The organism is Sodalis sp. dw_96 (assembly GCF_018449575.1).
Taxonomy (GTDB): domain Bacteria; phylum Pseudomonadota; class Gammaproteobacteria; order Enterobacterales; family Enterobacteriaceae; genus Acerihabitans.
The window spans coordinates 21,505-39,700 of record NZ_JAAVUT010000004.1 but is presented as its reverse complement, the minus strand read 5'-3'; the positions used below and the strand labels follow the sequence as shown (position 1 = coordinate 39,700).

Annotated in this window: 20 protein-coding genes; 11 read left to right on the top strand and 9 right to left on the bottom strand. The window is 53.5% G+C overall.

Translation table 11 applies throughout. The annotated features are described in order from the left end of the window. Positions 1–70: 70 nt before the first annotated feature. Positions 71–1,003, bottom strand: coding sequence for an autoinducer 2 ABC transporter substrate-binding protein (locus tag HB631_RS07820; protein ID WP_255556902.1), 933 nt, complete (start codon positions 1,001–1,003; stop codon positions 71–73). Between the two features lie 450 nt (positions 1,004–1,453). Between HB631_RS07820 and HB631_RS07815 the strand changes: the two genes are divergently transcribed. Continuing rightward, positions 1,454–2,398 carry a LysR family transcriptional regulator gene (locus tag HB631_RS07815; protein ID WP_213990597.1) on the top strand — a complete coding sequence of 315 codons (945 nt, stop codon included), beginning with the start codon at positions 1,454–1,456 and terminating at the stop codon, positions 2,396–2,398. On the opposite strand, the gene HB631_RS07810 is transcribed toward HB631_RS07815, so the two are convergent. Beyond that, positions 2,380–3,642: an MFS transporter gene (locus HB631_RS07810; protein ID WP_213990596.1), complete on the bottom strand. Its 1,263-nt coding sequence runs from the start codon at positions 3,640–3,642 to the stop codon at positions 2,380–2,382. The two genes, HB631_RS07815 and HB631_RS07810, sit on opposite strands and share 19 nt — an antisense overlap. A gap of 707 nt (positions 3,643–4,349) precedes the next feature. Here HB631_RS07810 and HB631_RS07805 point away from each other — a divergent pair. Then, on the top strand, positions 4,350–4,979 hold the full coding sequence (locus HB631_RS07805) for a hypothetical protein (RefSeq protein WP_213990595.1): 630 nt from the start codon (positions 4,350–4,352) through the stop codon (positions 4,977–4,979). A 158-nt stretch (positions 4,980–5,137) separates the two neighbouring features. Here HB631_RS07805 and HB631_RS07800 read toward each other — a convergent pair whose 3' ends face one another. From HB631_RS07800 to HB631_RS07790, 3 genes are all read right to left on the bottom strand, one after another. Continuing rightward, positions 5,138–5,914 (bottom strand): SDR family oxidoreductase, encoded by a 777-nt coding sequence (locus HB631_RS07800; protein WP_213990594.1) that lies wholly within the window; start codon positions 5,912–5,914, stop codon positions 5,138–5,140. Between the two features lie 309 nt (positions 5,915–6,223). Continuing rightward, positions 6,224–6,541 (bottom strand): multidrug efflux SMR transporter, encoded by a 318-nt coding sequence (locus HB631_RS07795; protein ID WP_213990593.1) that lies wholly within the window; start codon positions 6,539–6,541, stop codon positions 6,224–6,226. A 348-nt stretch (positions 6,542–6,889) separates the two neighbouring features. Next, positions 6,890–7,726, bottom strand: coding sequence for a helix-turn-helix transcriptional regulator (locus HB631_RS07790; RefSeq protein ID WP_213990592.1), 837 nt, complete (start codon positions 7,724–7,726; stop codon positions 6,890–6,892). A 190-nt stretch (positions 7,727–7,916) separates the two neighbouring features. Between HB631_RS07790 and HB631_RS07785 the strand changes: the two genes are divergently transcribed. From HB631_RS07785 to HB631_RS07750, 8 genes are all read left to right on the top strand, one after another. Next, the gene (locus HB631_RS07785) at positions 7,917–8,192 is read left to right on the top strand and encodes a type II toxin-antitoxin system HicA family toxin (RefSeq protein WP_213990936.1); all 276 of its coding nucleotides are present in this window, start codon (positions 7,917–7,919) and stop codon (positions 8,190–8,192) included. Continuing rightward, positions 8,189–8,551, top strand: coding sequence for a type II toxin-antitoxin system HicB family antitoxin (locus tag HB631_RS07780; RefSeq protein ID WP_213990591.1), 363 nt, complete (start codon positions 8,189–8,191; stop codon positions 8,549–8,551). The genes HB631_RS07785 and HB631_RS07780 overlap by 4 nt, the downstream gene beginning before the upstream one ends. A gap of 230 nt (positions 8,552–8,781) precedes the next feature. After that, positions 8,782–9,180, top strand: a complete 399-nt coding sequence (psiE, locus tag HB631_RS07775; protein ID WP_213990590.1) for a phosphate-starvation-inducible protein PsiE — start codon at positions 8,782–8,784, stop codon at positions 9,178–9,180. Between the two features lie 189 nt (positions 9,181–9,369). Further along, entirely contained in the window at positions 9,370–9,936 is a 567-nt protein-coding gene (locus HB631_RS07770) for a TIGR00730 family Rossman fold protein (RefSeq protein ID WP_213990589.1), read from the top strand. Between the two features lie 113 nt (positions 9,937–10,049). Beyond that, positions 10,050–10,865 carry a MipA/OmpV family protein gene (locus HB631_RS07765; RefSeq protein ID WP_213990588.1) on the top strand — a complete coding sequence of 272 codons (816 nt, stop codon included), beginning with the start codon at positions 10,050–10,052 and terminating at the stop codon, positions 10,863–10,865. 10 nt (positions 10,866–10,875) lie between these two features. Beyond that, positions 10,876–11,553 carry a response regulator transcription factor gene (locus tag HB631_RS07760; protein WP_213990587.1) on the top strand — a complete coding sequence of 226 codons (678 nt, stop codon included), beginning with the start codon at positions 10,876–10,878 and terminating at the stop codon, positions 11,551–11,553. Between the two features lie 50 nt (positions 11,554–11,603). Then, a complete protein-coding gene (locus HB631_RS07755) occupies positions 11,604–12,959 on the top strand; it encodes a HAMP domain-containing sensor histidine kinase (RefSeq protein WP_213990586.1) in 1,356 nt (451 codons plus the stop codon). Positions 12,960–13,141: 182 nt separating this feature from the next. Continuing rightward, positions 13,142–13,687, top strand: a complete 546-nt coding sequence (locus HB631_RS07750) for a YfaZ family outer membrane protein (RefSeq protein ID WP_213990585.1) — start codon at positions 13,142–13,144, stop codon at positions 13,685–13,687. 212 nt (positions 13,688–13,899) lie between these two features. Here the strand turns inward: HB631_RS07750 and HB631_RS07745 are convergent, their stop codons facing one another. The 4 genes from HB631_RS07745 to HB631_RS07730 all read right to left on the bottom strand — a co-directional run bounded on the left by HB631_RS07745 (position 13,900) and on the right by HB631_RS07730 (position 17,241). After that, positions 13,900–14,139, bottom strand: coding sequence for a DinI-like family protein (locus HB631_RS07745; RefSeq protein WP_213990584.1), 240 nt, complete (start codon positions 14,137–14,139; stop codon positions 13,900–13,902). A 207-nt stretch (positions 14,140–14,346) separates the two neighbouring features. Beyond that, positions 14,347–15,324 carry an NADH oxidoreductase gene (gene hcr / locus HB631_RS07740; RefSeq protein ID WP_213990583.1) on the bottom strand — a complete coding sequence of 326 codons (978 nt, stop codon included), beginning with the start codon at positions 15,322–15,324 and terminating at the stop codon, positions 14,347–14,349. Positions 15,325–15,333: 9 nt separating this feature from the next. Next, the gene (hcp, locus tag HB631_RS07735) at positions 15,334–16,992 is read right to left on the bottom strand and encodes a hydroxylamine reductase (RefSeq protein WP_213990582.1); all 1,659 of its coding nucleotides are present in this window, start codon (positions 16,990–16,992) and stop codon (positions 15,334–15,336) included. 81 nt (positions 16,993–17,073) lie between these two features. Next, positions 17,074–17,241 carry a hypothetical protein gene (locus HB631_RS07730; protein WP_213990581.1) on the bottom strand — a complete coding sequence of 56 codons (168 nt, stop codon included), beginning with the start codon at positions 17,239–17,241 and terminating at the stop codon, positions 17,074–17,076. An 89-nt stretch (positions 17,242–17,330) separates the two neighbouring features. On the opposite strand from HB631_RS07730, the gene HB631_RS07725 reads away from it, so the two are divergent. Further along, entirely contained in the window at positions 17,331–18,188 is an 858-nt protein-coding gene (locus HB631_RS07725) for an undecaprenyl-diphosphate phosphatase (protein ID WP_213990580.1), read from the top strand. Positions 18,189–18,196: the final 8 nt, after the last annotated feature.

The following is an 18,196-nucleotide window of genomic DNA, read 5'->3' as shown; positions in this document are numbered from 1 at the left end:
GAGCGGCCGGGGTTGATGCGCTCCCGCTCCGGCCACGTCGTTATCCCACGATGTAAAACGCCGGAACCCATCAATACAGGCTATCGATATTGTCCTTGGTCACCAGCAGCACTTTATGAAACTTAATCACTTTCTTGTCTGTATCGACGTCTGCTTTGCCAATACTTTTTACTTCGTAACCGGGACCGATGTTTTCGCCTTTAAGCAGGCTGGATGCCACCGCCGTCAGCGCATATCCCGCGGTTGCCGGATCGTAGGTAATCCCTTCGGTGATATCGCCGCTCTTAATCAGCGACGCGGCCTGGGATGGGATCATCATGCCGTAGACATGGACTTTGTTTTTGGCGCGTTTTTCTTTAACCGCGCGCCCTGCGCCGATGGGTCCCTGGGATCCGAAGGCAACGATGGTGTTCAGATCCGGATGGGCCTTCATCAGATCAAGGGTTGTGCGGCGGGAATCATCAATACTTTCCGACACCGGCATACGGCTGGTCACTTCATGCATATCGGGATAGTGCTCTTTCTGGTATTTCACAAACAGATCCGCCCAGAGATTGTGCTGCGGCACCGTCAGGCTGCCCACATAGATCACATAGCCCCCCTTGCCGCCGTTGAACTTGGCCACCTGCTCAACGTTGTCGGCGGCGAACCGCTGGTTGTCAATGATCTCGATATCCCAATTGGCGCTGGGCTGGCCCGGCGATTCGTTGGTCAGTACCACGATGCCGGCCGCGCGCGCTTTTTTGAACACCGGCTCCAGGACATCGGCATCATTGGGCACGATGGTTATCACGCTGACTTTTTTCGCGATCAGGTCTTCGATGATCTTTACCTGTTGCGGCGCATCGGTGCTGGACGGGCCTATCTGAGAGGCATTCAGCGAAAAATCCTTGCCGCCCTGGGTGACGCCTTCACCCATGCGATTAAACCAGGGCATACCGGCAATCTTGGAGATATTGACAATTTCAGGCTGCGCCGCAAGCGCGGCGGTCGCGCTTATCATCAGGCCCAGACAGCCTGCGGTTAACCAATTCTGCAGGGTATTTGTTTTCATTTTATTATCCTCATGCGTTAGGAGGGTAGGGTTAAACAGAGTCGATACGGTCAAAAGATAATGTGATAGTTTATTGAAATTTAATGAAATTTATCATTGTTGTTATATTAAAAAATCAGAATTTACACAGATAAAACATTTGAAATATGAAGTGATACGGCGGAGTTATCTATAGATATACTGGCTATTTATATGGATAAAAAAGGCACTATTCTTGTTTAAGATTACGCTCACAAAGCTATCAGAGGAAACTTTACAAACCGGAAATCACGTATACTGATTGTTCCTGGGATATTCCCGGGTGGGTACCCGCCGGTAAGTAATGGCACCTTCAGGCCTCACGTCCCCGGCCGGTCAAAGAGCGGGCTTGTCTTCGCCCTTGCAAGAAAGGACCTGAACATGAAGGATTTGGATATTTCACTGACGGCGATTCGCGCATTGGTCGCTATCGGCCGGCATGGGAATTTTACCCGCGCGGCGGCGGAACTGGGCATTACGCAAAGCGCGGTCAGCCGCCACGTGGCAAATTTGGAGGCGGTGGCTGACGGACCGCTTTTCGTGCGCCGTGGCGCGACGGTCATCTTCACGCCGCGCGGATCTCAGTTTTACGAATCGGTCAAAGACGCTATTTCCACCATTGAACTGGCGACTCAACAACTGGCCTACCGCGGGCACTCCCTTAATCGGATCCGGATCCGAACGTCAATGCCGAGCTTCGCAATGGCCGTGCTTGCGCCATTATTGGGTGGTTACACGGAGCGTAACGACGTTCAAATTGATCTCTTTACCTCTCTGTCGTTTCCATTGCCGCAGGATGAGTACGATGTCCTGATCACCCGTGATCTTGTCCTGCCGAATACGGAGCGTTGGGAACTGGCCCGCGAAGGTTTGGTCTGTGTCGCTTCGCCGAGCCTGGCCGCGACCGTCGCCCAACGTGGCGGATCGGAAGCCTGGCCCATGATCGCGGCTCGCTCGCGACCGGATGCCATCGCCAAGTGGGCGGCGGCCCATGAACGGCAAGCGGATCGTCTAAGCGTTCGCGCCACCTATGACCACTATTTTCTGGCGGTGGCCGCGGCGGTGGGCGGCGCCGGTCTGCTTGTGGTCCCCCATCTGCTGGTGCGCGAGGGTTTGCGCGACGGGACGCTGGTCCTGGTGGATGATGCGATAGTCCAATCCGGCGATGCCTACACGGCTTACGTCAATCCCCGCAGTCCCTATAAACAACAGGCGCGCGCTTTTTGCCAATGGCTGGACGAGATCCTGAATCAGCCCGCGGGACATGATGATGCTGATGATAGCGCGTCGCAGTCTAACCCCTTGGATCAGGCCGCAGGAGAATGATGCTGGGTCGTCACCACTTTGAGCGGCAGCAATAACGGTAAAATGCACAGCAGCAATATCGCAATCACAATCAGCGTATGTGATATTCCCAACCGATCCCCCAGCAGCCCGTACACCAAGGGCATCACGGCACCACATCCCAGGGATGCCGTATAAAAAACGGCGAATGCCCGGGTTTGCTGGTGGGGTTTGGCCAGTTCGGCCACGGTGCCGTAGAGCACGGACGAGGTCCCGTTCAAGGCAATGCCCAATGGCACGAGCAGCAGATAAATGGCCGGCAACGGAATCTGCGTGACCGCCAGAACAATCCCTGAGGTCACGATTTCGCTGACGGCGACCGTTTTTAAAATGCCCAGGCGCGGAGCAAGGGCGCCGCATACCAGTTTACCCAGCGCGCCGCCGATAAAAATGACGGTCAACGCAAAACCTACCTGAGTCGCCGAGGCTCCCTTAGACGCCAGCAGGAAAGGCAGGAAGGTGAGCGTGCCCGTACGGGTCGCATTATCCAGGCTACCGATGGTACACAGCGAAGCGAATGCCCTTTTTCTCTGTGTTTCAGAGAACAGCGGGGATACTGCGTCAGCCGGTTGCGGCGCCTGGTCGTCTGATGCGGAAGGCCGCGGCGCCATGCTCTTGGGTAAGCGTTTTTCAGAAGATAACAACCCGCCCAGGCAAAAGGCAATAAACAAGCCCGCGACGGCAATCAGTTGAACCGAGTGACCCCAGACGGTAATAAGCAGCAGGGCGGAAAGGGCGCTGGGAATGATGGCTTTTCCTACATCACCGAAAAAATTGTAGGTACTGAGGGCCAAGCGCGCCTGCAAACGGGGGAAACTCCGGGAGATATAACTTGATGACAGCGGATGCTGGACGCTTGCCCCGACGCCGCCTAAAACAATCAGGCCCATTAGCACCGGCAGGGTGGTGGCGAACCCGTAGCAGAATATCGCCGCCGTGAGCAGCAGAGTCCCGCCGACAAGGACCTTTCTTTCGCCGACGACTCTTCCCAGTTCGCCGGCCGGAATTTGCAGCGCGGACATTGCGCCGGAAAACAGCATCTTCAACAGCCCGACCTGCGCCAGCGACAATCCGAACTGCTGCTGCCAGATGGCGAACAGCAGATAGTGCATGTCCGTGGCGCCGTCATGGAACAGGTGTGCCAAACTGGTTGCGCCGAGTATTCGTCTGCTGCCTGATTTTGACGTGGCGCCGCCGAGTAATACCTCGCTATTCTGCCGAGACATGCAATGGCCTCCCTGATTCAGGTTTATCCACCTTCAGCATGCTGGAAAGGATCCACATGCCGAACTGAATGCCTGGCGTTGCGCCTGTGGGGCTGATTAATTTAATTCTCTTCCTCACTGTGCGTTTCTCTTCATATACATCGCGTCATTTACATCGCGGTCGATGCTGATTGTCATCAAAATGTCATAATGGAACATTATATGTTTTGGCGCCAATAATTTTTACTTCTGGGTCAATTTGAATATGATATTATGATAAAAAGAGATGGACCTATGATTTAAATAGATAGAGATATCTAAACGTCAGTGACGAAATATTTTTAAGATATTTAAATTGCTCAAAGGAAGTGTGCCCATCGAATATAATATGTTGATTAACTGTACCCATCCGAATTTCGCGTCCTGCCTTAGCTCGGTTAAAGAAGTCGATATATATCTTGATAAGAAAGTGGTTGTAAAAATAACGTTGATAAACCCGTTTTGCCCCTAACGGTTCATTCCTACTATCAAAGTGAAAGCAGCCTTCCGAGATTAGGTATTCATAACAAATTTAAAATTAAGATAAAATTTATACTCATGATAACGATTTTTCGGCCGATAATAACCGAATATTGATTTTGCTCGCCATAACACTCAAAAGGTCTAAGCGTTGCAAAATGCCGGCCTGTTGATCCATTTTTGATGGTACTAAATTAAAAAGGATGAAAATGAAAAAATTAGTCGTGATTTTTGGACTGCTGTCTTGCTATGGCGTCGCTCATGCCGCCATGGTTTCCAGCGATTCGATCGGTAATGACCCGGCAAAAGCGAAACTGTGCGCGCAGCGCGCCCATGGAACCGCAGTGCCTTTTGAAATTGATTCAAGCTACGTTGCGTCGTCACGAGATTCCCATCCGGATACGACTTTTGTGGCCATTGATGGCGGCAGTCCTCAGCTTATTGAGTGCTACCTTCGCGATGGCACGGGTAAATATGAACCGGCCAGTATGAGCCCCGAACAGGGATTTTGGCATCTTTTGAAGCCAAAACAATTTGAGCCTGGCATCGGCACCCAGCAAGGCCGTGAGATGGCCGCCAAAGTTTGTCTGGATGCGGGCACCGCAAAAATTAACCGTCCGGCTTTTGATCACAGCGTTGATTCGAGCGTTGTCGAAATCACGCTTGGCAGCCGTGCTTACCACCCTGGTGCTTCAATCGCCGGCGCCAAGGCCGCTCGCTATGATATTGCCGTGGAAGGGACTTCTTTTTATAAATCGTCGGGGCCGGACCTTGCGGCGGTCAACATCACCTGCTTATTATCTCCACAGCTGGACGTAAAAGGGATACACTTAAAATAGCCGTGTGCTAAATAATATACCGAGCCGGCACTATGTCATAGCGCAGGCCCGGTTTGATTACTTGACGGCAAAAACGAACTCTCGAATGAATAATCATCTTGCCAATTGAAAAAGCGGGGGCTTGGTTTTCAGAACAAGACCGTTAATTCATCCCCCATTCATCCCCGCCCGGCAAAGGGCATTTTAGTAGCCATCACCGTCATGTTAAGAATATTGGCCGAGAGCGGCAATGCCGCGATATGGCGCACAGCATCGGCGGCATATTTGACATCCATCATCGGTTCCGTGGCGATGTGTCCATCCGCCTGCAGGACGCCTTTGGTGGTCCGTGCGGATAGTTCCGTCAGCGCATTGCCGATATCGATTTGGCTGCACACGATATCAAAAGTGCGGCCGTCAAGGGCAATACTTTTGGTCAATCCCAGTACGGCATGTTTACTGGCCGTGTAAGGTGAGGAGAAGGGTCTGGGCGTATGCGCGGATATGGATCCGTTATTGATAATTCGCCCCCCTTGCGGAACTTGTTTTCTCATCAGGCCAAATGCCGCGCGGGCGCAAAGAAATACGCCGGTAACATTGGTGTTAATGACATTAAGCCACGTTTCCACCGGCAACTCGTCCATGGGAACGGCCGGTGAACTGATGCCTGCGTTGTTGAACAACAGATCGAGGCGGCCATAGTTTGATTTGATTATGGTGAACAATGCCTCCACGCTGACAGGGTCGCGGACATCCGTGACTACCGCTAATGCATGTTGACCCGCCGCCTTTGCCGCCTGCGCGACTTCGTTGAGCGGTTCCGGCCGACGACCGGCGAGGACCACGGTAAATCCGTCCTGCAACAACCCTTGGGCAACTGCTCGTCCAATACCGCTTCCGGCCCCTGTGACCAAGGCTATTCTGGCGTTCTGCGTCTGTTGTATCGATTCGGACATCGTTATCTCCTGTTTTGTATATCAATCTATTGATTTCATCATACTAACAGGTATGTGAATATCGATTTATTTATTGTTACCGGGGTGCCCGTGCGACCACAAGCACGTTGAATTTGTTAAGAAAAAAATAATTATTGTCTTATCACGAATAATTTTGTCAAACTCGTCGGCGGAATGGCGGAATGGCGGAATGGCGGAATGGCGGAATGGCGGAATGCGGGGGGCAAGGAGAATAGGGGATATAACCCTTTATATCCCGGCCTCCGATTTCGTATTTCCTAATACAGAGGCCGGTTTATGCCATGGGTCTTAATTGGAAATAACCTTAAGGAGCGTGACGCCGGAAATAATCAACGCAACGGCAATAATTCTATAAAGGTTTATGCTTTCACCAAAAAGTACCACCCCCAGAATAAATGCACCTATCGCACCTATTCCGACCCATACTGTATACGCAGTGCCCAATGGCAATGTTTTCATCGCAATGGCCAATAGGGCGAAGCTTGAAATCATAAAAACCAATGTGATAACGCTGGGAGTCAGGCGGGTAAAACCTTCCGACGCTTTCATTGCGCTGGCCCAAATCACTTCAAACAAACCTGCTGCTAATAGGTAAAACCAAGCCATGTTATATCTCCGATAACAGGGCCGTCCCTAAGTGAGTGAAAGTCTGCCTGGTCGTCCAGAGAGAAGGAGATCATAGCATAGTTTAGTGACAATCAAAACAAAGCACAGTTAATGGGTCGTTGCCGGTTCTTACTTAAATGAATATGATATTTAAAATTTATAGGCTGCCGAAGCCAATATTATTTCGATGAACATTTGCAGGCGCGAGAACATGTGTCGACTACGCGGATTTACGCGGCCGTGGAAACGCAGCCGGTGTCTCACTTTGATTTTAATGCGTTGCTTAAGCCATTTCGCTGAGGCTTTTGCGGTGATGGGATTTTTTCATCGGCAAACGGCGCTGTCCTGTCACCGGACCGCTTCCGATCCGGCTTCGATAATCGCACGGACCTTTTCGTAATCCGTCGGCGTTGCCGGGTTATAGACAACCATGCTGAGATCGGGTCGTCCATCAACGGCAAAGGACGAAAACTCCATGGCGATAAGTCCGGCCTGCGGATGCTTCAGGCTTTTTATGCCTTCACCATGCGCGCGTACATCGTTGTCGCGCCACATTGCGGCGAACTCGGGGCTTTGGCGGCAGAGCTCGTCCACCAGGGCCTCGATATTCTTCACGGCGCCCGCGCGCGTGGCGTCCGCCCGGAACACCGCCACCACTAGCCGGGCGACGCTTTCCCAATCAAGCTGCGCGGCGCGGGTCTCGGGATCAAGAAATATCCGGCGCAGGATGTTGAGTTGTCCAGGTAAGAGGGATCCATAATCGAACACCGCCGAAGCGGCGCGATTCCACGCCACTATGTCCCAGGTACAGGTCTTTACAAAGGCCGGGCTGAACGCCAGCGCATCAAGCACCCGTTGCAGTCGCGGTGAAATGCCCTCACCCGCCTGGTAACGAACCTCGGGGGGACGGCCCAGGGCGAGCAGGAAAAGATGCTCGCGTTCGACCGTTGTCAGCATCAGGGCGCCGGCTATCCGCTCCAGTACCTCGGCGGAGGGCGCCCCGCCCCGGCCCTGTTCGAGCCAGGTGTACCACGTCGGGCTGACATTGGCGCGCTGGGCCACTTCTTCGCGCCGCAGACCGGGGGTCCGGCGGCGTGTCAATGAAAAGCCAAAGGCCGTTGGATCGAGTTTGCCGCGCCGATCCTTGAGATAGGTTCCGAGCTGATTGTTATTGGTGGCCGGCATGCTCATCCCCTTAGTCCTTATACCCTTATAAAGTCGCTTGTTTACCGTTATAGAATAGGGGGCGGGAGTAATTTCTGTCTACCTTAAATGACCTTAAATGACCTTAAATGGTGATTTTTGACTTCATAAATTGACTTCATCGGAGCAGGTTGCTATTTTAACGTCAATCAAGGTGCTCATGGATGAGTCAATGCGACAAAAATTGGCCGGCCTGCGTAAAAAACAGCAGGTGGTGTTGAATCAAATTTTTAAATCACCGGTACCCTCCAACATTAAATGGTCGGAAATTGAATCGCTTATCCGTGCTTTAGGCGGTGAAATCAAGGAAGGCGGCGGGTCGCGGGTCCGATTCTTACTTAATGGCGGCATCGCCAGGTTTCATCGTCCCCATCCGTCACCTGACACTGACAAAGGCGCGCTGGTCGGCCTGCGTGAATGGCTGGAGAGCATAGGAGTTGAACCATGACAAAAGTGTTAATAACCCCTAATACCATGGTAGTCGCCGGGCAACCGGCCACTATCAGCTATGTTACCGAAATCGGCATGTTTCGAGGCAGGTTTGTCGGGTTGTCAGGGTATTGTGATTTCGTTGCCGATAGCATCGAAGGGTTAAAAAGGGAAGGAGAGGTTTCGTTACGTGAATACCTTGAAGACTGCCGGGAAAATAACATTGACCCTTATGAACGGGAAGAGAAAGTAAAAACCTTTACGCTTCGCTATCCGGAATCATTTGGTGAGCAGTTGGCCATTGCCGCTGCTGAACATCATGTCTCGGTAAATTCATTTATTGTTGAAACGTTGAACGAGCGTCTTAAACACGCCTGAGCACTCTGCGTTGCGTTAACCACTCGGCAAGGACTCCTGTCCCAGAATTTCTCATTAGACACAAACCCGCTGCGGAGGGTTTGTGCCGTTGGATATGAATCCAAGTAAAGTTAAGCAAAAAAATTCACGGCTGAGCTAAAAGCTTGAGGTTGCTTTTGTGATCTGAGTCTCATAAAAGCATGCTATGCTCGTCGGGATTGTCCATGGGATAACAATAAAAAGGTGTGAGCATGATTACAGGATTGCGCATTGCAACCCTACTGCAAATGATATTGAACATCGGCCTGGTGTGCCTGGGGATTATTCTTATCGTTTTTTTGGGCAAGGAAACTTACCACCTGGGTGAGGTACTGCTGCATACGGACGCTGAGTCCTCAACCTATTTACTTATTGAAGGTATAGTTAATTATTTTTTATATTTCGAATTTATCGCGCTGATTGTGAAATACTTCCAGTCCGGCTATCATTTCCCGCTGCGCTATTTTGTCTATATCAGTATTACCGCGATTATTCGCCTGATTATCGTCGACCATAAAAATTCCCTGGATACGCTCTATTATTCGGCAGCGATCTTAATCCTGGTGATTACTCTGTGGCTGGCAAACAGCAATCGCCTGAAGCGGGAATAAACTGCCGCACAGGCAGCTTAAAATTGCGCTATTACTATTGTATCATCGGCCGCATCGTTCACTGCCGCATAGGCAGTAAGCCCCTTTAACGCACGTATTTTTCACATTTTGCGCTTTTTCTTAGAATAATTTAAATGTAAATAGGTCGGACGGGTTTTAAAATTCAGAAAATTTTTGGTGGAGTGACAAATGTTAACCAGCATCGGCATTTTCTGCGGTTCCAGCGCGGGCATCAATCCCGTTTATCTTCAGGCGGCTAACTCTATCGGCGCTTTTTTCGCGAAAAATAGTATAACAATCGTTTATGGCGGGGGAAAAGTCGGCCTTATGGGCGCCATCGCGGATGCGGCCATACAAAATGACGGCCAGGTAATAGGCGTTATGCCTCAATCACTGGTTGATAAAGAGATAGCCCATACCGGGCTGACAAAACTTTATGTAGTGAAAGACATGCATGAAAGAAAAAATATGATGGCCGGTCTTTCCCATGCTTTCCTGACGCTTCCCGGCGGGGCCGGTACGCTGGAAGAAATATTCGAACAGTGGACATGGGCTCAGTTGGGGTTACATCAGAAACCCTGTGCTTTTTTAAATGTGAATGATTATTTTTCTCCTTTGCTGGCTATGATAAACCGAATGGCCGAGGAAGGTTTCCTAAAAGCCGAATATGTGGATATGCTGATTGTCGAGGAGAGACCAGACCTTATACTCGAAAGATTTAATCGCTATCAGGCGCCAAAACATAAATGGCAATAAACAGATTGGCTGGGGGAGCTTGGCGTCGTTGCTGATTTGTCGGGCCGTAAGTGAACAGTAAGTCGTTGGGTTTTAAAGTCGTGCCGTCCTTTTTCAAACTCAAGAGCACGATTGTGACAAAATTTCTTAGCCATAGGTCCTGGTTGCCGTTATTGGCGGCGTCGGTTTTGCTGTACACGGGCGCCATTTGGGCGGAAGGTGTCAACGAGCCCGACGCCGGGGAGGATTTCGGCTTTACGCTGCTAAGCGATACCCAGGACACCACGCAGTGGGGCCTGGGGGCGGGGCTGGGTTATCACCAATCGCCCTACAGCGGTTACGGTTCGGACTTCACGCCGCTTCCGTTGGTCTATTTTGAGGACAAATGGGTACATGTCCTGGGGACCACCGTCGACGCAAAGATCGGCAAATGGGGCGGCCTGGCGCTCACCCTGCGCGGCAGGTATGCCCTTGGCGACGGTTACAAGGGATCCGATGCGCCGATACTCAACGACATGCAAAAACGCAAAGGCGCCTTCTGGTTCGGCCCGGCGGCGGCGTGGGATACGGGATACGGCACGCTTTCCGCCGACTTCCTGACCGCGGGCAGCAAAGGGCAGAAGGCCGATATCGAATTCGGCAAATCCTTCGACTTCGGGGATTTTTCCATCAAACCCTATGTGGGCGCCCAGTGGCTCAGCGATAAAAACGTCGATTATTATTATGGCGTGATGCCGTCGGAGGCGCGCCCCGGACGTGACCAGTATAATGGCAAATCCACCTACAATACGTCGGTGGGTACAAGCTTTGGCTATAACTTAACGCCGAACCAGAGCATAAGCCTTGACGTCGGAGTCACCCGCCTGGGCGGTGGCATTACCGATAGCCCGCTGGTGGGTAAAACCTATATTCCCGAGGCGAAGTTCGGTTATCTTTATACATTCAGGTGAGTAACGGCCTATGTCACGAGTGGCGCTGATCGAGGATCAGCAGCGCCTGGCGCAGATGATTCGCCAGGCGTTATTGAGTGCGGGAGTGGAAACGGATATTTTCGCCAATCTTTCGGAAGCTGCCTACGGGATGAAGCAGGCGGAGTATGCGGTACTGTTGGTGGATCGTGGATTACCGGACGGGGACGGGCTTAACTTTTTACGCAACCTGCGCGCCAGCGGCCAGATGACGCCGTGCTTAATGTTAACCGCCAGGGATGCATTGCACGATCGCATCGAGGGCCTGGAGAGCGGGGCGGACGATTATGTGAGCAAGCCCTTTGAAATGAGCGAGCTGGTGGCGCGGGTGCGTACGCTGATGCGACGGCCGGTTAAAATGACCGCGCTGGTGCAGCGTTTTGCCGATATCTCCGTGGATCCGCAGGAGCACGCGCTGCGCTGCGGCGCCCGTGTGACGATACTGGCGCCGGCGGAGCTGCAGATCATGTCGTCGCTGCTGGGCGCCGGAGGGCAGACCGTGCGCCATGCGGTATTGGAGCATGCGGCATGGGGGCTGGCGGATGCGGTTACGCCCAATGCATTGGAGGTTACGGTCCATCGGTTGCGTAAAAAGCTGGCCGGCGTCGGCGCCACGGTGCGCATTGCAAACATCCGCGGCGTGGGTTTTGCCCTGCAGTCCGCCGCATAAAGCCTTCATCCCGCAACATGCCGGGCGCCTGCACAGGAAGGAAAGACCCTATGTTCAGGTATTGGATCAGCAGCCTGTCCGCCCGTCTCTGGCTCATCAGCGTAGCCGCGCTGGCGCTGAGCCTGCCGATTATTACCGCCATTGTTCTGTATGTCTTTAATCAGTACCCGGAGTTCATGTGGCAGCGGGATAAGGATATGAAGACGGCGCAGGAGGTGGCGGCCGGGCTTCGGTTCAACGATAGCGGCCGTCCGGCATCGATAGTGTTCGACCCGCAAACGGCATGGCTGGTCAAGACCGCCGCCAGCGAAATACTCTATCGCGTATGCGATGAGGACGGTAATATTTTGCTGCAATCCCCCCAGGGCCGGCTTTTCGGCACGCTGGACAGCAAGAATCTGGCCAACGAGGCGACCCTGCGCGAGAAGGTAATCATAGACGGACGGCGGTTCGATCTGGTGACGTTAGGCATAGATCAAACGGGGGTGCGATTCTATGTCCAGGTCGCCACCAGCGAGATTTTCAATAAAGCCATCATGAATCTGAAACTCAAACCGATTCCGGAAATTTTCGGCTGGTCACTGTTTATCACGATGATTTTATTCAGTCTGACCTTTCCCTTCACTGTGCGCCGGGTCATGCGTCCGGTAAGAGTCGCCTCGGGCGCCGCCGCGTCCATTACCCCGGCCAATTTAAAAACCCGGTTGTCCTATAACAACATTCCAAGCGAGATCAAGCCGCTGCTGGTGGCGTTTAACGATGCCTTGGCGCGGCTGGAAAACGGCTTTAAAGTGCAGCAGGAATTCCTGGCCTCGGCCGCCCATGAGCTGCAAACGCCCCTGACCCTGATTCGCGGACAGATTGAGCTGCAGCCGGAAATCAAAGACAAGAAACTGTTGTTTTTTGAAATCGATTTGATGGCAAGACACGTACGGCAACTTTTGCATCTGGCGGAAGTGAGCGAGTCGCAGAATTATCATTTTGCCGGCGTGGACACGGTGGATGTCGCTCAGGATGTGGTGGAGTATCTGGCCCGCAAGGCCGATAAGAACCAGGTGAAACTGCGCGTGGACGCGCCGGACGCCCTGCCGCTGTTAACCGCTGACCGAGGCGCCTTGTTTATCCTGTTGAAAAATATCATTGAAAACGCTATCAACGTGACGCCGCCCTATGGCGCCGTCAACGTTGCCATCAGCGACAGTTCGATTCAGGTACAAGACAGCGGGCCGGGCATTAAGGCCGAATATCTGCCTTTTCTGTTCGATCGATTCTGGCGGGCTCCCGACGCCGTCCATGAAGGAGCCGGGCTGGGCCTGTCTATTTGCAAGGAAATCGCGGTGGCCCATCGTTGGCGGCTGTCGGTCACACAATCCGCGCCGGGAACCCGGTTTATCCTCTGGTTTTAGACATTTCGGCACAGCTCTAGCCAGATACGGATCAGACTAAACCAAAATTAGGCTTTTTTTGCACAAAATTGCTGTTAAATCATGATACTCAAGCCAAGAACCTGCTACTTTTCATCCTGCTTTGAGGTAGACTGCCTCTGGCGGAACTTTACCCGCTCATTTTTGATTATTCAGGATAAATAATGAACAAGATTCTTGCTGCTGGCGCTGCCGCCAGCCTGATGTTTGCTGCCGCATCAGTTAATGCCGCCAGCGTCACCGGTGAGGTGGGTGAGCATTATACTAACCTGGGTTTCGGTTTCGGTACCACCACTCCCGGCCTGGCATTGACCGGTAACTGGGCGCACAACGACGACAATGGCGATGTGGCCGGTTTAGGCCTGGGTTACAATATTCCTTTCGGGCCGTTTATGGCCACCGCCGGCGGCAAAGGCCTGTATATGGGGCCCAAAGACGGTGATGAAGGTTATGCCGTCGCGGTGGGCGGCGGGCTACAGCTGCCGGTGGGCGGCCTTTTCAGTCTATACGGCGATTATTATTATTCCCCGGATTCCCTTTCCAGCGGTATCGGCAATTACACCGAAGCTACCGCCGGGGTGCGTTTGACGGCGATCCCGGTGGTGACGGTAAGCGTCGGTTATCGTTATATGGCGATGGACGGTAAAGACGGCGACCGCGACAATATCGTGGCCGACGGCCCTTATATCGGCGGTGCGTTTAACTTCTGACGGCTGCGCCGGCGGCGGCCCCATCAGCATGGTCTCTCTTTACAGGTTCGTTGCACGATCGGTTAACGCGGGCCCACCGTGCTGTGGGGCGCTCTGGCGGGCGGAAAAACCACGCCCGCTTCGACCCCATCAGCACGGTCTCCCTTAACAGGTTCGTTGCACGACTGGTGATCGCGGGCCTGCTGTACCCTATAGGGCACGCGTAGGGCGGCTTAATCCACAATCATCCATTCATCGGCTTCTTCGAACATCTCTTCCACCAGGCGATTCAATATCGCCTTTTCCTGTTTATTGGCGTCGGTGTTGATGCCGTTGGCCTGCATGGCTTTGACCTTCACGTCGGCGGCAGGGAATACCCGATGGACGCGTTTTGACAGTTCCGCTTCGATCAATGCGCCGGCGTTCGGTAAACCGCTGACATTACGCTTGTCATAAATCAATTCTACCCGCATAAATCCTCCCTTTTATTGGCACTGGTTTTTTATACAGATTATTGCCTGCGGGATCAACGTAAATGGCTTATACAAGGTCAAATATTTAGCGACATCTTTGCTAAATTTACACGCAGGCAAGTCTCCCGACGCCGTGCATAACTGACCGGCGCGGAAGCCGGCCATTTTATCCTCTTGTTGGCAATAACCGGTGGGCATATAACCCTCTCAAGCTACAACGACATCTCCCTCCAACCGGCAACTGCAGGCCAGCACGTAGCCCTCGGCGATCTCCGCCGGGCTAAGGGTCGCGGTGCTGGCGGCGGTATAGCGGCCGGCGAGGATGCGGGTTTTACAGCAGCCGCATACGCCGGCGCGGCAGGCGGCGTTAACCGGGATGTTGTTGGCCTCAAGCGCCTCCAGCAGGCTCATTCCCACCGGCGCGCTGAATTCACGCTGCAATCGCGTCACGGTGATCTTCAACCGCTGCGTGCCGGTGACGGCGGTCGTATGGAACCGCTCTTGCATAAAGCCGGTGGCGCCCAGTGCCATCGCATCCTTTTCCACCAGATCCATATAAGGCGCCGGACCACAGGCCATCACCCGACGCGTGGCGATATCCGGCACCAGCGCCGCCAGGTGTGCCCGGTCAAGCCTGCCGGCTATCATAGGCGAAACGGCCTGCTGTTCGGCAAACAGCGTCAATCGCAGCCAGGGCTGCAGCGTCGGCCAGGTTTTAGCGAAGATAACCTCCCGGGGCGTACGCACACTGTAAATCACCTGAACATCCGCCCGCGGACGATTGGCCGCCAGCCAGCGGCACATGGACATAATCGGCGTCACGCCGCAGCCGGCGGCCAGAAACAGATAACGTTCGTCCTCTTGCCGGGCGCAGGTGAAGTCGCCTTGGGCATCCGACAGCCAGAGAGTGTCGCCGGTTTTCACCCGCCGCGTCAGCCAGCCCGATCCGCTGCCGTTTTCCAGACGGCGCACCGTCAAGGTGACAAAGCGGCTTTGTCCCGGCGTGGACGAGAGGGTATAGGCGCGCAGGGTCTCGCTGTTATTGATGCTTACCAAGGCGAATTGCCCCGGTTCGTAAGCATAAACATCGTGATTGATCAGGGAAAGAGTCCAGACATCGGGGGTCTCCTGCTCTATATGATGAACCTGCATGGCGTGAGTGCATAACCCGTGGGGTATTAACATGATGACTCCTTAGGCGCAGGCGGCGAAAATGGCATCAAGATCCCGGGTCGCGTCGGTGATGGGACGCAGGCCGAATTGCTGATTGAGCACCGTCAGCAGATTGTCGGTGAGGAAGGCCGGCGCGGTGGGCCCGACAAAGATATTTTTTACCCCCAGAGACAAAAGGGTAAGCAAAATGACGATGGCCTTCTGTTCAAACCAGGACAGCACAAGGCTGAGCGGCAAATCATTGACGCCGCATCCCAATTTTTCCGCCAGTTTTACCGCCAGGGTTATAGCCGAATAGGCATCGTTGCATTGGCCCACGTCCAGCAGACGGGGAAGCCCCTCCAGGGTGCCGAAGTCCAGTTTGTTGAAGCGGTATTTGCCGCACGCCAGGGTCATGACCAGGCAATCCTGCGGTACGCCGAGGGCAAAATCGGTGTAATAGCTGCGCTCTTCCCGGCTGCCGTCGCAACCGCCCACCAGGAAGATGTGCCGCAGTTTTTGCCGCGCCACCAGGTCGATAACCGTATCGGCGGCATCCAGCAGCGTTTGGCGGCCAAATCCGATGGTGATGAGATGCTCGATTTCACTGTAAGGGAAACCCGGCATGCTTTGGGCCTGCTCTATCACCGGCGAGAAATCCTCCCCTTCCAGGTGTTTTACCCCCGGCCAGCCGACAATACTGCGGGTCCAGATCCGTTCGTCGTATTGCCCGACAAAGGGATCGATAATGCAGTTGGAGGTCATTACCACCGGCCCGGGGAAACGGGCGAACTCGGTCTGCTGGTTCTGCCAGCCGCTGCCGTAGTTACCCGCCAGATGGGCAAATTTTTTCAGCTCCGGATAGCCATGGGCGGGCAGCATTTCACCGTGGGTATAAATATTGACCCCGGTGCCCTCGGTCTGCTCCAGCAGCATGCGCAAATCCCGCAGGTCATGGCCGGAAATCAATATGGCCTTGCCCGCCACCGCTTTCACGTTCACTCGGGTGGGCCGGGGATTGCCGTAGGTTTCGGTCTCGCCGCGATCCAGCATCGCCAATATGGAAAAATTCATTTTGCCAATATTCATCGACTGCGCCAGCAACTCGTCCATTTGCGCCGGACGGGTGCCGAGCCAGCACATGATTTCATGGTATTGACGGTAGACTTCGTCGTCATACTGTCCCAGCACATGGGCATGTTCCAGATAGGCGGCGGCGCCCTTCAGACCGTACAGGCAAAGCATCCGCAATCCGTGTATGTCGGCGCCCACTTCGGCTTTATCGGCATTAAGGGCGAAACGCTGCGCTTCGGCCTGAAGGCCGGCCAGCGACAGAGAGGGCAGCATAATATGGGCCATGGGATGCGGAATATCTACCCCTGGTTCCAGGGCGCGGCAGCGCGCAATCAATCTCTCGCGCAGGGCGATGGTTTCATGGGCATATTCAACGATGCGTGCCGAATCGAAGTTCACATTGGTCAGAGTGGCGAAAAAAGCCCGCGGCGCGAAGCTGTCCACCTGATGATCGACGATACCCTGCTCACGGGCCTGTATCGCCCAGGCCGATAATCCATGGAGCACCGCAATCAGCAGGTCCTGTAAATCGGAGGTTTCGGCGGATTTACCGCACATTCCCTGCGCGTAGGCGCAGCCGTTAGACGATGGCGTACGGATGGTTTGTTCACATTGCACACAAAACATAATGAGTTCTCCTTATAAGATGCATTTTAAATGCATCTTTAAGATAGAACGGCATCGCCGAATGTTATAGAGCAATTTCCGTTAGTTAATCATTGCTTGATGTAGCGCAATTTTTGGGGTCAGTCCGGCTGGCGCCCCCATGCGCATCGGAATGGTTGTCGGTTGAAACTTTCGCACGAAATGATCAGTAACAGTTCTAATGTAAAATTCAGCGGTAAAAATAAAGCGCTTTCTATAAACTTCTTTCATATTCATCCCTTCCCCCAGGTTAACGCTTCTTATGAATTCCACCCTTTGCGATGGCGTCATCGCCCTTGCCTTGCTGTGAGACCAACACGATGTCCTTTATAAACATACTCATTCTCGCCATTGTACAAGGCTTGGCTGAACTGCTGCCGGTATCAAGTTCGGCGCATGTGATCATGGCCGAGAAGCTGCTGGGCCTGGATCCTACCGCGCCAGAAATGACGTTATTACTGGTGATGCTGCATACCGGCACCATGTTTGCGGTAATCCTGTATTTTTGGAAAACCTGGCGTACCACCTATTTCAGCTCCGGCAAGGCATTTCGCCACAATGCTTTTTATATTGTTCTGGCCACCGCGGTAACCGGAGTGGTGGGGTTGACCTTGCAAAGCCTGATCAAACATCTGTATGCCCACAATGCCCCGGATTTTGAAATTGAGCATCTGTTCGGCAACAGTAAGATTATTGCGGCGGGCTTAGCCGCCGCCGGCGTTCTGATTATCGCTTCGTCACGCTTTGGCGAACGGGAGGGGGGGGAAATATCAAGCGTGCGCGCGCTGGTTATAGGTTTGGTTCAGGGACTCTGTCTGCCTTTTCGCGGTTTTTCCCGATCGGGCGCCACTATTTCCACCGGTCTGGCTATGGGGGTGACGCGCAAACGCGCCGAAGAGTTCAGTTTTGCCCTGGCGGTGGTGCTTACGCCGGTGGTGATCGCTAAAGAAGCGCTGCGCGCCTTTCACGGCGGCGGGGCTAATCCCGCGTTACCCTCGGGCGCTGTTTCGGGCACGATATTGCCTATGCTGTTGCCCAGCCTGCTGGGTATGCTGTTTAGTTTTATCGCCGGACTGGTTGCCCTGCGCTGGTTGTCGCGCTGGCTGGAACAAGACCGCTGGCATCTGTTCGGCGGTTACTGCATTCTCGCCGCGCTGTTGGTATTTTGGCTTGGATGATGGCGGGG

Coding starts and splice junctions, on each gene's coding strand:
- HB631_RS07790 (WP_213990592.1), bottom strand. CDS start 7,726: ATGCCGGCCACCAATAACAATCAGCTCGGAACCTATCTCAAGGATCGG.
- HB631_RS07770 (WP_213990589.1), top strand. CDS start 9,370: ATGTTAACCAGCATCGGCATTTTCTGCGGTTCCAGCGCGGGCATCAAT.
- HB631_RS07755 (WP_213990586.1), top strand. CDS start 11,604: ATGTTCAGGTATTGGATCAGCAGCCTGTCCGCCCGTCTCTGGCTCATC.
- hcp (WP_213990582.1), bottom strand. CDS start 16,992: ATGTTTTGTGTGCAATGTGAACAAACCATCCGTACGCCATCGTCTAAC.
- HB631_RS07815 (WP_213990597.1), top strand. CDS start 1,454: ATGAAGGATTTGGATATTTCACTGACGGCGATTCGCGCATTGGTCGCT.
- HB631_RS07750 (WP_213990585.1), top strand. CDS start 13,142: ATGAACAAGATTCTTGCTGCTGGCGCTGCCGCCAGCCTGATGTTTGCT.
- HB631_RS07730 (WP_213990581.1), bottom strand. CDS start 17,241: ATGAAAGAAGTTTATAGAAAGCGCTTTATTTTTACCGCTGAATTTTAC.
- HB631_RS07795 (WP_213990593.1), bottom strand. CDS start 6,541: ATGGCTTGGTTTTACCTATTAGCAGCAGGTTTGTTTGAAGTGATTTGG.
- psiE (WP_213990590.1), top strand. CDS start 8,782: ATGATTACAGGATTGCGCATTGCAACCCTACTGCAAATGATATTGAAC.
- HB631_RS07810 (WP_213990596.1), bottom strand. CDS start 3,642: ATGTCTCGGCAGAATAGCGAGGTATTACTCGGCGGCGCCACGTCAAAA.
- HB631_RS07785 (WP_213990936.1), top strand. CDS start 7,917: ATGCGACAAAAATTGGCCGGCCTGCGTAAAAAACAGCAGGTGGTGTTG.
- HB631_RS07820 (WP_255556902.1), bottom strand. CDS start 1,003: ATGATAAGCGCGACCGCCGCGCTTGCGGCGCAGCCTGAAATTGTCAAT.
- HB631_RS07760 (WP_213990587.1), top strand. CDS start 10,876: ATGTCACGAGTGGCGCTGATCGAGGATCAGCAGCGCCTGGCGCAGATG.
- HB631_RS07745 (WP_213990584.1), bottom strand. CDS start 14,139: ATGCGGGTAGAATTGATTTATGACAAGCGTAATGTCAGCGGTTTACCG.
- HB631_RS07725 (WP_213990580.1), top strand. CDS start 17,331: ATGTCCTTTATAAACATACTCATTCTCGCCATTGTACAAGGCTTGGCT.
- hcr (WP_213990583.1), bottom strand. CDS start 15,324: ATGTTAATACCCCACGGGTTATGCACTCACGCCATGCAGGTTCATCAT.
- HB631_RS07780 (WP_213990591.1), top strand. CDS start 8,189: ATGACAAAAGTGTTAATAACCCCTAATACCATGGTAGTCGCCGGGCAA.
- HB631_RS07805 (WP_213990595.1), top strand. CDS start 4,350: ATGAAAAAATTAGTCGTGATTTTTGGACTGCTGTCTTGCTATGGCGTC.
- HB631_RS07800 (WP_213990594.1), bottom strand. CDS start 5,914: ATGTCCGAATCGATACAACAGACGCAGAACGCCAGAATAGCCTTGGTC.